Source organism: Altibacter sp. (assembly GCF_019913785.1).
Lineage (GTDB): Bacteria > Bacteroidota > Bacteroidia > Flavobacteriales > Flavobacteriaceae > Altibacter.
In genome coordinates this window covers 1-13,734 of record NZ_JAIOHK010000070.1, presented here as the reverse complement: position 1 = coordinate 13,734, position 13,734 = coordinate 1, and the positions used below count along the sequence as shown (strand labels likewise).

The 13,734-nt window shown below is 39.8% G+C and carries 10 protein-coding genes and 1 other RNA gene; 5 read left to right on the top strand and 6 right to left on the bottom strand.

Going from position 1 to position 13,734, the window contains the following annotated elements; translation table 11 throughout:
- Positions 1-13: 13 nt before the first annotated feature.
- From K8F54_RS12370 to typA, 4 genes are all read right to left on the bottom strand, one after another.
- The gene (locus K8F54_RS12370; RefSeq protein WP_290791416.1) at positions 14-1,498 is read right to left on the bottom strand and encodes a sulfatase-like hydrolase/transferase; all 1,485 of its coding nucleotides are present in this window, start codon (positions 1,496-1,498) and stop codon (positions 14-16) included.
- Entirely contained in the window at positions 1,495-2,883 is a 1,389-nt protein-coding gene (locus tag K8F54_RS12365) for a class I SAM-dependent methyltransferase (protein WP_290791414.1), read from the bottom strand. The genes K8F54_RS12370 and K8F54_RS12365 overlap by 4 nt, the downstream gene beginning before the upstream one ends.
- Positions 2,864-3,073 carry a hypothetical protein gene (locus K8F54_RS12360; protein ID WP_290791413.1) on the bottom strand — a complete coding sequence of 70 codons (210 nt, stop codon included), beginning with the start codon at positions 3,071-3,073 and terminating at the stop codon, positions 2,864-2,866. The genes K8F54_RS12365 and K8F54_RS12360 overlap by 20 nt, the downstream gene beginning before the upstream one ends.
- A gap of 94 nt (positions 3,074-3,167) precedes the next feature.
- Positions 3,168-4,961: a translational GTPase TypA gene (typA, locus tag K8F54_RS12355; RefSeq protein ID WP_290791410.1), complete on the bottom strand. Its 1,794-nt coding sequence runs from the start codon at positions 4,959-4,961 to the stop codon at positions 3,168-3,170.
- Between the two features lie 253 nt (positions 4,962-5,214).
- Here typA and kdsA point away from each other — a divergent pair, with 253 nt between their 5' ends.
- The gene (gene kdsA, locus K8F54_RS12350; protein WP_290791408.1) at positions 5,215-6,033 is read left to right on the top strand and encodes a 3-deoxy-8-phosphooctulonate synthase; all 819 of its coding nucleotides are present in this window, start codon (positions 5,215-5,217) and stop codon (positions 6,031-6,033) included.
- Here the strand turns inward: kdsA and K8F54_RS12345 are convergent.
- The gene (locus tag K8F54_RS12345; RefSeq protein ID WP_290791406.1) at positions 6,024-6,383 is read right to left on the bottom strand and encodes a DUF1801 domain-containing protein; all 360 of its coding nucleotides are present in this window, start codon (positions 6,381-6,383) and stop codon (positions 6,024-6,026) included. The two genes, kdsA and K8F54_RS12345, sit on opposite strands and share 10 nt — an antisense overlap.
- Before the next feature lie 708 nt (positions 6,384-7,091).
- On the opposite strand from K8F54_RS12345, the gene K8F54_RS12340 reads away from it, so the two are divergent.
- From K8F54_RS12340 to K8F54_RS12330, 3 genes are all read left to right on the top strand, one after another.
- Positions 7,092-9,362 carry a CRTAC1 family protein gene (locus K8F54_RS12340; protein ID WP_290791404.1) on the top strand — a complete coding sequence of 757 codons (2,271 nt, stop codon included), beginning with the start codon at positions 7,092-7,094 and terminating at the stop codon, positions 9,360-9,362.
- A 51-nt stretch (positions 9,363-9,413) separates the two neighbouring features.
- On the top strand, positions 9,414-9,788 hold the full coding sequence (locus K8F54_RS12335; RefSeq protein WP_290791402.1) for a DUF2809 domain-containing protein: 375 nt from the start codon (positions 9,414-9,416) through the stop codon (positions 9,786-9,788).
- 63 nt (positions 9,789-9,851) lie between these two features.
- Positions 9,852-11,828, top strand: a complete 1,977-nt coding sequence (locus K8F54_RS12330; RefSeq protein ID WP_290791400.1) for a DUF3857 domain-containing protein — start codon at positions 9,852-9,854, stop codon at positions 11,826-11,828.
- Here the strand turns inward: K8F54_RS12330 and K8F54_RS12325 are convergent.
- A complete protein-coding gene (locus tag K8F54_RS12325; RefSeq protein WP_290791469.1) occupies positions 11,825-13,036 on the bottom strand; it encodes an NAD(P)-dependent oxidoreductase in 1,212 nt (403 codons plus the stop codon). The two genes, K8F54_RS12330 and K8F54_RS12325, sit on opposite strands and share 4 nt — an antisense overlap.
- Positions 13,037-13,206: 170 nt before the next feature.
- Between K8F54_RS12325 and ssrA the strand changes: the two genes are divergently transcribed.
- Positions 13,207-13,607, top strand: a transfer-messenger RNA (tmRNA) gene (ssrA, locus tag K8F54_RS12320).
- Positions 13,608-13,734 lie beyond the last annotated feature (127 nt).

Sequence of the window (13,734 nt, the reverse complement as noted above, 5' to 3'; positions counted from 1 at the left end):
ATCTAAGCGACGATTATTGTTTTTTAAATGTGATATTTCCATTACTATCTATAACCTTATATATGCCTTTCGGAGCCCCTTCGTTAATAATGGTATAACTTCCATCATCTTGTAGGTGTTCTAAATAGCTTGTATCCTCACTTAAATATGAAAAAAGAGTTCTAAACACATTCACTCCTGTTTGGAAATTAGGGTCAAATTCAAGTGGCATTCCCTCAGGCCATTTAATGGCGAGATTGGTGCTGAATGCAGAATATAATTTATCCCGATCAGTCGTGTTTTTTCGTATTTCGAGCATGTATTCAAATCCAACATAGCCGCCGTGATCTGCCATAATCATAATCAAAGCGTCGGGATCCTTTTCCTGAATTAGGTTTATAACATTCTTCAATTTTTCATGCGCCATTTTTAAATTACTTATATAAAGTTCTTTTTCGGCAACAATCCCTGTCGTTTTATGCTTTTTCGACTCTACATGTCCAGGTTTAAAGATTTCGATGAAGAAGAATTTCTGACGATCCGGATCTTCCTGAATATAGGTTTCTAGCGGTGCCATCACATCTTGTTCCGTCTCAAACCCTTCAGAAATAAAAGACATTTCCTTGTAATCGAAATTACAAACATCATACCCCATCTTTGGGAAGTTGGTAAGAATATATCCCCATTCAGCCAAAAAATGCGTTTTGTAATTATTATTATTAAAAATCCGTAAGACGGGATTATCCGAAACAATCACCTCTCTTGCATTGGCGATTTCGCTAAAATTAAATCCATTATTATAATAATGATGCTTCATAGCGAACGTTGCACTGTTTGACACCAATGTAGAAGTATAATTACTCCGAACACCTGGGTACAAAGTGAACTTACTTTCCAATAAATAATTTTTAAAATCATCGTCATCTAGTCGATAATACCCTTTGTCAATTTCTGAAAAATTGACATATCCATCCGGTTGAATATAATAGATATTGGGGCGTTTTTTAAATACAACTGCCTCAATATTATCGGGTTGCTGCATCCAAGTACTTGAATACATGAGTTGATTTTTGACGATTGGAAACAACCAGAATAAACTAATGATTGCCAACAAAAACTGAATAACAACTAGCTTGCTTAAAAGACGATACAGGAATCTAGCAAACAGTAAGGAAATCAATATAATCCCAAGAGTAAACCATACTTGTAGCTTGGCATATATGCACAACTGTATAAAAAGTAAAAAAGCAAAGACATTTAAAAAGGGAACGATATGTTTATTCCATTTTTGCAGTGATGGCCTTTTAAACAGCATATCGGCTCCTATAAAGGTGATTATAGGCGCTAAAAGAAAAAAACAAATAAAGAAGCCCAAATGCTTCCACGAGTTGATTAACGAAAAATTATTGGTGTAATAAAATAGCACAGGATAGAGTCCCGAAGCGATAGCCGCAATCAGTGTGGCCTTATACCTGATAAAAAATGAATGACGGACGTTTTTTTTTTGCGTTGACATCATTTCATCTTTTTAAACAAATACAGCACTCGCTTTGTTCCGGAAACCGCTTCTTTCTTTTCTAAATGAAAGAATTTTTTATACCCTGCTTCAAAATTAGCCTCATTGTAAAAATCGAAATGATTTATAAATTCCCGTTTCCGAACCAATAACGATACTACCCAAGAATCTTCCCGAGTGGGAAATTCGATAATTAGATTTTCAGAAAATTTGGCGAAAAACTCAGCCGATTTTTCAAAAGGGACATTTCCCGAAAGTGTAATATGATGTATCAAAGCCAGTGCCATGGTCACATCGGGTGCATACTCCTGAAGGCGTTCAATAAGCGAGCTACGTTCGGTATTATTAAAGCCAATTCCGGGTGCGGGCTGCAAAACATCACAGACAAAGGGCAGCATATTCGTCTCCTTGTTCTGTTGAATTTGTTTGTAATTATAATCCACCGCATTACTGTCAATATCGGTTACAATTATATGCGGTACTTTGTCTAAAACGGTTCTTGCAAAAGTTCCGTCGTTTCCCCCTACATCAATCAGTTTCTGTGGTTGCAATGGTGCTACCCAAGCCTTTATCAATTCTTTTTTAGCCTGAAATGCTGCTGTCTCGTAGTTCGTTTTGTTATAATAATCTCCCCACTCCGAAGCTTCTTTGATTTCCAGTTTTTTGATATAATCGAACAAACTTTCCAGAATATTGTTCTGTGCCTTTTTGGAAAGTTTTGCCACCTTGGTTTCGGCCTTATAGTCTTCGCTGTGCTTGCTTTCCATCTTCGCCAGAAGATGTATATTGGTGAACAGCGTAGAACTTAATTTGGACTTGCCCGGAAGCATGGAAGCGATGAGTTTTACCGGTATCCCATCTATATGTGTTTGCAACATTTTAAAGACTTCGGTGCCGTGATATTTCGCCAATACCAAAGGTCCAAAAAAGTGAGTTATGAATTGTTTGTAAGCTCGCCAAGGAGTACCCTCTTCGTAAAAGTCGAAGGAAAGCGTATCGATAAAAATAGGTTTCCCTTTGTGAAAAGTTACATTATAGGCCGAAGCATCCTTCAGGATAAATCCTTTGGACAAGGCGTATTTCTGAATTTTTAAGGTATGTAAGGCTGCATGTTTAAATTGTTCGAAACTCCACTCGTAGGGATTGGTGATAAACGGGATTTCTTCGGGAGTGATTACAATTTTTTCTTCTGAAGCGGAAGTCTCAACATGAGGAATCAACAATCCATTATCGATAAGGGTTTTAAAAAAACCGCTTTCGGTTAGTTTTTTATACTGCGGAAAATAAATGGGATTGATACACCTACGAAGGGTTTTCCCATCGTGAAACATATATCCGGAAGGATCCCTAAAAGAAGCTTGATGTATGTTATTTTTGTGGTTGGTCATGTGTGTCGGTGTCTTGCTCTTCAATATCAATTGAATCGTAAGTATCATCATCTTTTTTCAGTAATCCAAAAAAAGCTTTCACCTTATACATCACATTTTTCGAAAATAATAACACCCCTGCCGCCACAGCCACAACAGCCTGAACGATCATGGCTCCTAAACCCGGGTCGAAATACAAAAAATAGTTCATGTCGCTATATTACTTTAAAATGATGATTTCTTTACAAAACAGTTACAAATAAACTAAAAAACACAGAGTTTATTGAAACAATCATCAATAATATTTATAGTTTATTACGCTTGCGGTCTACTTCTTTTAAGAATACTTTACGCAATCGCAAATGGTTAGGAGTTACCTCCACATATTCATCCTTTTGAATATATTCCAAGGCTTCTTCCAAGGAGAATTTAATGGCCGGAATAATCCGCGCCTTATCATCGGCTCCCGAAGAACGTACATTCGACAATTTTTTGGTTTTGGTGATGTTCACCGTCATATCATCCTGTCTCGTATTCTCTCCAATTACCTGCCCTTCGTAGATAGCTTCGTTAGGGTGTACAAAGAAACGTCCTCTGTCCTGTAATTTATCAATCGAATACGGAATGGCAGCACCATTTTCCATAGAGACCAAACTTCCGTTTTGTCGTTCAGGAATTCCTCCCTTTAAAGGTTGGTATTCTAAAAATCGATGCGTCATTATAGCTTCCCCGGCCGTTGCTGTCAACAACTGATTTCGCAACCCAATAATTCCGCGTGACGGAATATTGAATTTACAGATCATTCTATCTCCTTTGGCCTCCATACTCAACATCTCCCCTTTTCGAAGCGTCACCATATCAATGGCTCTTCCGCTTACTTCCTCAGGGAGGTCAATGGTCATTTCTTCTACCGGCTCGCACTTTACACCATCAATTTCCTTGATGATTACCTGTGGCTGACCTATTTGTAACTCGTACCCTTCACGACGCATAGTTTCTATCAAAACCGATAAATGCAGTACCCCACGACCAAACACCATAAACTTATCGGCACTATCGGTAGGCTGCATACGCAACGCTAGGTTTTTTTCTAGTTCACGCTCCAAACGCTCTCTGATATGTCTTGACGTAACGAACTTTCCATCTTTTCCAAAGAAAGGCGAATCGTTAATCGTAAACAACATACTCATGGTAGGCTCATCGATAGCAATGGTTTTCAAGGCCTCCGGGTTTTCAATATCGGCAACAGTATCGCCAATTTCAAAACCTTCCAAACCTACCAAAGCACAAATATCTCCTGCATGTACCTCACTCACTTTTAAACGGCCAAGACCTTCAAACGTATGTAATTCTTTAATTTTCGATTTTGTAGTACTGCCATCACGCTTTACCAAGGTCACCTGCATATTTTCCTTTAGCACTCCTCGTTGCAAACGTCCTATCGCGATACGACCCGTAAACGATGAATAATCCAAAGAAGTAATCAACATCTGTACGTTACCTTCCGAAACTTTTGGGGACGGAACGTGTTCCAACACCATATCCAACAACGGTTCTATAGAGTCGGTAGGATTTTTCCAGTCCTCGCTCATCCAATTGTGCTTTGCCGATCCGTATACCGTAGGAAAATCCAACTGCCATTCTTCAGCGCCCAATTCAAACATCAAGTCGAAAACACCTTCGTGTACCTCATCGGGAGTACAATTTTCCTTATCTACCTTATTGATGACCACGCAAGGTTTCAATCCTAAGTCAATCGCCTTTTGCAATACAAAACGTGTCTGCGGCATAGGCCCTTCAAAAGCATCTACCAACAACAACACACCATCGGCCATGTTCAATACACGCTCTACCTCACCTCCAAAATCGGCGTGACCTGGCGTATCGATGATATTGATCTTCGTATCCTTATACACCACCGAAACGTTCTTAGACGTAATGGTAATACCTCGCTCACGTTCCAGATCGTTATTGTCCAAAATAAGGTCTCCGGTATGTTCATTGGCACGAAACAGACTGCAATGGTGCATGATCTTATCCACTAAGGTGGTTTTTCCGTGGTCAACGTGTGCTATGATAGCGATGTTTTTAATCTTCATAATAGTGCTCTTTCTTAAGGCGGGTGCAAAAGTAGTGTTTCTCAACCGATTAAAGCATAACAAAGCGTTAATTATTTTTTGGGCGTTCCCGCCAATGGCGGGGCGGGCTATCCGCTGTATCCCCAATCCAATTGGGGGATGCCGCTACTATCCCTAACGCAAAGATTTTAAAACGAAAGCATAGTTATAGGAATCCCAAATAAAATTCCTCCACCATTTTAATTCCATATCTTTGTATTCTTAACATAACGGTATGCAATTAGAATTAATTCCAAAGATAAAACACACGCAGTCCAACAACTTCTTTCTGCTCGCAGGCCCCTGTGCCATTGAAGGCGAAGATATGGCGATGCTCATTGCCGAAAAGATTGTGGCCATTACTAACCGACTTCAAATCCCATATGTGTTTAAGGGAAGTTTTAAGAAGGCAAACCGAAGTCGGATAGACAGCTTTACAGGAATTGGGGATGAAAAAGCCTTGAAGATTCTTAGAAAGGTTTCAGAGACCTTCGATGTTCCTACGGTGACCGATATTCACGAAGTAAGTGACGCCGCCATGGCTGCCGAGTATGTCGATGTCCTACAGATCCCGGCTTTTTTAGTACGTCAAACCGATTTGGTGGTGGCAGCGGCAAATACGGGCAAGGTGGTCAATCTTAAAAAAGGACAGTTTATGAGTCCGGAAAGCATGCAACACGCCGTAAAAAAGGTGACCGACTGTAAAAATGATCAGGTAATGATTACCGACAGAGGAACCATGTTTGGCTACCAAGATATGATTGTGGACTTTAGAGGCATCCCTACCATGAAGCAATACGCCCCTGTGGTACTCGATGTCACCCACAGTTTACAACAACCCAATCAATCGGTGGGAGTTACCGGTGGACGACCCGAAATGATCAGTACCATTGCCCGTGCAGGAATTGCCACCGGGGTAGACGGCCTTTTTATAGAAACACACTTCGATCCTGCCAATGCCAAAAGTGATGGCGCCAATATGTTGGATCTAAAAAAACTGGAAAAATTACTCACCGATCTGGTTGCGATTCGAAAGGCGATCAATCATTTGTAGTACTCTCTATCTCGTACCGAATAGGCCTCTTGTAAAAGTTCAATTACTATTTCTTCATCCAATGCTTCCGAAGAGGTGTAGCGCAACGATTTGAAATGCTTGCGACCACCTACCAGCGAATCCAGATGTAGTGTAAGATGCGCGCCATGCCAAAACACCAGATCCACATAGCCTTTTGAACAATTCATATAACAGAAAGGTTGCTTCCCATCGATATAATAAAAAGGGAGCCCCCATTTATACAGCAATTCGGCATCATCCACTGTCGATTCAATGATAAGCTGTAGCTGCAATAAGATAGATCGAAAAGGTTCGGATTGTTTTAATATGTAGGCTTCGGCAGGTTTCATCACGGCTAAAATACATAAATAAAAAAAGCCTTGTCAATATTGTTGACAAGGCTTTTTACTAATGAGAACTTGGCTACATTCAATTAGATTTTTAAATGAAAGGACTACTCAATCAAGAATAGTCCTTTATAATCGCTTTGTTTAACTCCCCAATTAATTAAGCTATACAAAGATGAAAAGAATCAGGGCTCAAAACAAGGGGCATATCACCCTTTCTGAATAGGTTTTTTCCTGTATTTACAAATGGCTGTAAAAAAAAGTTGCCCTTAACGAGCAACTTTTATACAATCGTTTTTCATTAACTCCCCAATTAATTTATATAACGATTAATTGTAGTGCCTTATGGCCGGAATAGATCATTTCCGTAAGACACTCAAAGATGCAACTTATCCAATATGTAATACAACAGGATTTTTCCTGTAATTAAAACGGGGTTTTTCCTATTTGTTCACTACAGTGCCTTTTCGTTGTTAAAAACTAAAAGGGTTGCTCAAAAATGAACAACCCCTTTATTTGCTTTTTAACTCCTCAATTAATTAAGCTAAACAAAGATGCGATAGAAATAAACAACGTACAAGGGGGAAAACCCTGTTTTTTAGAAGGGGGTTTCTTTGTTTTCAAAATACCCGTCCATTCTTTTATATTTCGTTTTGAAATCCTGTATATTTAGTTTTACATTGTCATATATCAATTCTTCAATTTATCTAAATGGCATTAAACATAAGATATAGCATAATTCTCCTGCTTTTATGGGCCTGTAATAATCCTTCAAAAGAAATAAATATTTCTGAAATTTCTTCCGAGGAAAAGCCTTTTAGGATGGAGACGCTTCAAATGATGGATAGCATACGAGCCATCAAAGGAGCTGTCAATTTCAGAAACCATCCCTACGAAAGCGCCGAAAAATTGAAGCGTGTCGAACAAGAAGTTACCTTGGCAAAAACAAATAATCAAATAACGATCGCACTTTATATTGAATACGGCAAGACCTTACTGAATGCAGGGCGATCTCAAGATGCCATCGATGTCTTTGAAACCTTACTCGACAAATTGCCCGAAAATAAAGTGATCACTCCAACCACCAAGGGGTTGCACGATGCATTGGCAATTTCCTATATGCGATTAGGGGAACAAGTCAATTGTCGTGATAATCACTCGTCCGAATCTTGTCTGTTTCCCATAAAAGGATCGGGAATACACACCGACAGACAGGGTTCAGAAAAAGCGATCGCCATTTATAAAGAAATCTTAAAAGTTTTTCCGGACGACCTGCAAAGCCGGTGGTTGTTAAACCTGGCCTATATGACGCTGGATGAATACCCCAAAGGCGTCCCAGCCGGGCAACTGATTTCACCCAACGTGTTTAAACCAGAATACGATTTACCGGTTTTCGAAAATATTTCTATGAATGTAGGATTGGACGTAAATGAATTGGCCGGAGGCGTGATCGTTGACGATTTCAACAACGATTCATTTTTAGATATTTTGGTCTCCTCCTGGGGGCTATATGGAAAACTACATTTTTTCGAAAATAACGGCAATGGTACTTTCACGGAAAAAACAGAGCCTTCGGGATTACAAGATTTGACCGGGGGATTGAATTTAATTCAAGCCGATTATAACAATGATGGGTTTCTAGATTTCTATATTCTTCGCAGTGCGTGGAGCGGATTTGATTGGATGGGTCAACTACCTAATTCGCTGGTAAAGAATAACGGAGATGGCACATTCACCGATGTTACGATAGCATCCGGTATGTATGCCCCTAACCCAACTCAGTCGGCAGTTTGGGTTGATTTTAACAACGACGGTTGGCTTGATTTATTTGTCGGTAATGAAACGCATTCCCAAAAAGAACTAAATCCGGCGCAATTTTTTCTGAACAAAAAAGATGGAACCTTCCAAGATATAGCACCACAACTAGGACTCAATTTTACGGAATATATCAAAGGAGTAAACAGCGGTGATATAAATAATGATGGGTTGATGGATTTGTACATTTCAATTCTCAATGGTCCCAATAAACTATTGGTCAATCGAGGTGGGACATCCATAGAAAGCTGGAAGTTTGAAGATATAACACAAAAAGCAGGCGTCGCAGAACCCTTGGAAAGTTTTCCAACTTGGTTCTTCGATTATGACAACGACGGTTGGGAAGATATTTTTGTGACCTGTTTTGATGGATATTCCTTAGGACAACAAGCCTTTGAAGTTGCCGCAGACTATCTTGGTCAGCAACCAAAGGCAGATCTTCCTCGTTTGTACAAGAATACAGGTGCCGGAAACTTCACCAATGTAACTGCAAGCACACAGTTAAACCATATCCTACCCGCCATGGGTTGTAATTATGGCGATCTGGATAATGACGGATATTTAGATTTTTATATTGGAACCGGAGCACCCGATTACAGGGCTATTGTTCCCAACCGTATGTTTCGAAACAATGCGGGAAAAACATTTCAAGATGTTACCTATGCAGGTAATTTTGGCCATATCCAAAAAGGGCACGGGATTGGGTTTTCCGATCTGGACAACGATGGTGACCAGGATATTTATGCCGTCATGGGCGGTTCGGTTTCAGGGGATATTTTTCAGAATGCATTATTCGAGAACCCCGGAAATAACAATCAGTGGATCACCATCCAATTACAAGGAACTGCTTCAAATCGATCGGCCATTGGAGCGCGCATTAGGGTCACTGTGAAAGACGAGAACGGAGCCACAAGACATATTTACAATACCCTGAATTCGGGAGGGAGTTTCGGCGCCAATAGTTTACAGGCTGAAATTGGATTAGGTAATTGTAAATCCATTACCAGCATTGCGGTAAACTGGCCCAATGGAATATTTGAATTTATTGATTACGGCAGTTCAAAAACAGGAGTCTTTATCAAAATTGTTGAAGGACAACCCAATTTTTTAGAACAAGAAAGGAAGTCTTTTTCCTTTCCGAAAATGCAGCACTCCATGTCGCATTAGTATAATAAATGGAAACTAAATGCAAACGCTAACCGAACTTCTTATCTGTTTATGAGAAACTGCTCAATTAGGTATGCTACAGCCTTTATTTTACTTCTCACTTTAGAAATCGGTATTGCTGTTTTCAACTTTCATCCTGTCATTAGAGGCTTTGTAGGGGATGTGCTCGTCATCCTTTTAATTTATAGCTTCCTGAAAATATTCTTAAAAACGAACTCGACTAAAATCGCCTTATATGTACTGGGATTTGCATTTTTTATTGAAGTCCTACAACTTTTTAAACCAGTTGAGTTGTTTGAAATTCAATCTAAAATACTTCGTACCGTTATTGGTTCAGTATTCGATTGGTGGGACATAGTTGCCTATATTATTGGCTTTCTTTTAATAATTCTTTTTGAGCGTATGTTTCAAAATAATGATTTCTAAACGCTTCCAGTTTCTCACAAATTAATGTATTTTGGGATCGTCAATATAGATAACAGCATTTGTATGAATACGCTTAAAAAAATCACCTTAGGACTGTGTTTAATTTCTATTGCTACACTTAACGCACAACATAAGAAAAAGGCCGAATTTGGAAAACCCTCCCAATCAGAGCTAGCGCTCAAAAACTATCCGAAAGACCCTCTGGCCAACGGTGTAGTATTATATGAGCGCGGTAAAAATTATGTTGAGTTGGTAGACAATAACATACGGTTAATTAAAGAGGTGCACCGGAAAATCAAGGTCTTTGATCCGGCAACGTTTAACAATGGCACTGTAGAAATTTATTACTACCGTGAAAACAATAGAAGTGAACGTATTGAACACCTACAGGCATTAACCCACAATGGAAGTTTGAAGACCTATGTGCTTGAAGAATCTGTTTTCGATGTGAATTTAAACGCAAATCTTTCCGTAAAAAAATTTACGTTCCCCAACATTAAAGAAGGAAGTATTTTAGAATATACCTATCGTATAGTCTCTCCGTACTTTTTCACTTTTGGAGGTTGGGAATTTCAAGGGAATTTACCAAAAATATATTCTGAATTTAATTCTGAACTCCCGGGAAATTTTAAATATAACCGAGCACTTTACGGCTATGAAACGCTGGATAAAAGTGATGTGTATATCAAACCCAATTGTTTTTCGGTGAGTGCTTCTTCAGGCATGGCCGATTGTGAAGTAGCGCAATATGCGATGAAAGATGTCCCAGCCTTTAAAGAAGAAAGTTATATGCTTGCAAAGAAAAATTACCTGGCTAGGGTGGCCTATGAATTGAGGGACTGGACAAGCTTCGATGGACAAAGGGAAAGTTTTACTAAGAAATGGGAAGATGTGGATAAGGAATTTCGATACGACAAGGACATTGGGCGTCAATTGAAGTATGCAAACTTTTTCGAGGAACATCTTCCAAGTGCCATACTCTTAATTCCAGATCCATTAGAACGCGCCAAAGCCGTCTATACATTTATTCAAAAACATTTTACCTGGAATGGAAGCTACAGAATGTATTCGGAAGCCCGGGTTAAGGAAGCTTTTGAAGAGAAAACCGGCACGATTTCCGAAATTAACCTTGCCTTAATAAATGCTATGGAAGCAGCCCAACTCGATGCTAAAATGATGCTGCTGTCCACAAGAGAGAACGGACTCCCAACTTTGTTATATCCTGTTTTGACTGACTTTGATTATATAGTGGCGGTCGTGACTATTGGTGGAGTCAAAATCATTTTGGATGCGACGGACAAGCTGGTTCCTTTTGGCATGGTTCCGTTTAAAGTGCTAAACGTACAGGGAAGGGTTATGGACTTTAAAGAAGGTAGCTACTGGCACCCTATCGATCCTTTTAATAAAAACATTTATTATATCAATGCACAGATTGCGGCCGATTCAAATGGTGATTTCAATGGAAAAGTGAATGAAGTATCCACCGGTTATATTTCCATGAATACAAGAAAAAGGCTTATAGACCAATCATTAGAAAACTATGCCAACGCTAAGCACAACTCAAAAACCAATATAGAAATTAGTAATTTAATGCTTGAAAATAGAGATGATATAGATGCCTCCTTAAAAGAATCTTATGATGTTTTAGTAGAAACCGAAGTTGTGGGCGGAAAAACATTTTTATACCCCTTTTTTATGCCCACCTATTTTACTGAAAATCCGTTTACATTAAAAGAGCGAAAGTATCCCCTGGATTTTGGATTCCCGCTTACGAATACTTATTTGGTATCAATCGATTTGGCTGAAGTTTACGAGGTATTAGAACTGCCTCAGAGTAGGGTATTAAAACTCCCCGAAGAGACCGGCGAATATTCTATAGCGTATTCGCAAGTAGATGGAAAAATAAATATTCGTTTAAATATTAAATTGTCCGAATGTCGATTCACCGCAGCTAGCTACGATCTTTTAAAATCGTACTTTTCAAATATTATTGATATTCAAACCAAGGAACCTATAGTGTTAAAAAAGAAAGCAGGTTAATTTCCCTGATTCACATAATCCTGTAAATAGGCAAACCGCTCGGTAAGCGTTCCATCACTGGTTGTCATTTTGGCGCGTTCAAGGATACCGCGTTTATCCCCATCAAAGAAAGCCGGGATCACATTTTCCAAAAACATATTTCCAAAGCCTTCGCTAGCATCTTTTGGCAACTCGCAGGGAAGGTTATCCACCGCCATTACTGCAATAGCTCCCGGAGTATTGAATTTCGTTTCTGTTTCAGTTTTTGGGTCGTATCCATAAAAGGGATCGGCGATGGTTGAGGCACGTATCGTACTCGCCACAGGTCCGTCTACGTCGCAAGAAATATCGGCCACCAAATTTATATTGAAATCGGGATGTCTGGCATCTTCTCGCGTGAACAAATAAGGTGCTCCATTTCCGTAGAAATGTCCGGCGATAAATACATCGCTCACTTTGGCATAACGCATAAAATCACTTTCATACCCCGACGGGTCTTTGTAGAATTCCTGCTTGACCATCTTTCCGCCGTCTTTTCTGCGATTGTATTCGGTCACATCGATAAGACAATACACGGGTTCATCGAAAGTTTTTGAAAGATAGTTTGCATCGGTAACTTCTCTAATCTTTAAATGGTCCAGAATTTCTTTCGCTCCTTTGGCCACTTTTCCTGTTCCCGATAAAATAATCCTCAATCCTTTTGGCAACTCAATATTATCTAATTGTGTTTTAACAGCATCCAAATCGCTTAGCGTTTCTACTTTAGGCAGGGTAAAAAGCGTATCCCGTAAGCCCAGTGCTCTAAAGGCGTTATAGGCTCCTACCAATCCGGCATAGCGACCAAAACCTATTAAACGAGAATTATTCTGCTTAACGATGGTTTCGTGATCGAACAATTCAATTTTTTTCTCGAGAATTGCCTTTAGCAATTTTCGATTATAGGGTTGCTTTTTAATGGTATGGCTGAAGAAGAAATATTTTTTATTCGGAATTAGTGCCTCAACGGGCACTTCTTTAACACCTAGCATTACATCGGCTTCCGAAACATCTTCCTTCACTTCAAATCCGGCTGCTCGATAGGCTTCATCCGAAAAAACCCGAATATCTGAAGCTTCCACAATGATTCTGGCATTGGGGAATTGATGTATGACTTCTTGACACTTTTCGGGTGAAAAAACGACACGACGGTCGGGCGGATTCTTACGTTCTTTGATAATTGCGAAGGTGATAGCCATTTGGAATACTTTTTGTTGCTTTTTATTGGCGGCAAAGATAGTGTTTTTAGTGTATCTTTGCGTTCCATTTCGGGTAGGGATTGAGGCAATTTACCGTGTAAAGCCGAAAGCCCGGTCGCGTTGCGAAAGCAACGAGAACCCGCCAAATGATCTTTGAAAATACAGGGGCCGACTGGTTTTGACAGCGGGTCTAATGGTACTGTAAGCATGTCGAGCGCTGGAACACAGCTCGTAAATCTCATGATTCACACTTTTTAAACGGCGAGAATAACTACGCCCTAGCTGCATAATCCGAATTACAGTAGGATAATGCCTCGGTCCGCAAGGCGGACAAGCAGGAAGTCACTCAAACACCTTGGTTTGCGGTTTTTGATATAGTGACTTCGTAAAAGTAAACCTAGCTTGTGTAGGGCTTTGATACACTTGCGAAACCCAAATTGAAGCTAAGGGGTGCGTTGGTAGTTTTCGACCGGCAAATCCACGAAAACCGAAATGAAAACTAAACATGTAGAAAGTAGTATTGTTACGCGTTTGGACGAGGGTTCGACTCCCTCCGGCTCCACTTTAAAAACCACCCACGGGTGGTTTTTTGCATTCCGCCTTCGGGATTCGAAAGCCAACGCGGCAAGCTGGCCCCTTCGCTAAAAATACCCACCGGGTATTTTTTTAACGCTCGGTCCTCTCCGGCTCCA

What these genes read in the sequence shown, in the direction of transcription:
- K8F54_RS12370 (WP_290791416.1), bottom strand. Translation starts at nt 1,498, where the DNA reads ATGATGTCAACGCAAAAAAAAAACGTCCGTCATTCATTTTTTATCAGG.
- K8F54_RS12365 (WP_290791414.1), bottom strand. Translation starts at nt 2,883, where the DNA reads ATGACCAACCACAAAAATAACATACATCAAGCTTCTTTTAGGGATCCT.
- K8F54_RS12360 (WP_290791413.1), bottom strand. Translation starts at nt 3,073, where the DNA reads ATGAACTATTTTTTGTATTTCGACCCGGGTTTAGGAGCCATGATCGTT.
- typA (WP_290791410.1), bottom strand. Translation starts at nt 4,961, where the DNA reads ATGAAGATTAAAAACATCGCTATCATAGCACACGTTGACCACGGAAAA.
- kdsA (WP_290791408.1), top strand. Translation starts at nt 5,215, where the DNA reads ATGCAATTAGAATTAATTCCAAAGATAAAACACACGCAGTCCAACAAC.
- K8F54_RS12345 (WP_290791406.1), bottom strand. Translation starts at nt 6,383, where the DNA reads ATGAAACCTGCCGAAGCCTACATATTAAAACAATCCGAACCTTTTCGA.
- K8F54_RS12340 (WP_290791404.1), top strand. Translation starts at nt 7,092, where the DNA reads ATGGCATTAAACATAAGATATAGCATAATTCTCCTGCTTTTATGGGCC.
- K8F54_RS12335 (WP_290791402.1), top strand. Translation starts at nt 9,414, where the DNA reads ATGAGAAACTGCTCAATTAGGTATGCTACAGCCTTTATTTTACTTCTC.
- K8F54_RS12330 (WP_290791400.1), top strand. Translation starts at nt 9,852, where the DNA reads ATGAATACGCTTAAAAAAATCACCTTAGGACTGTGTTTAATTTCTATT.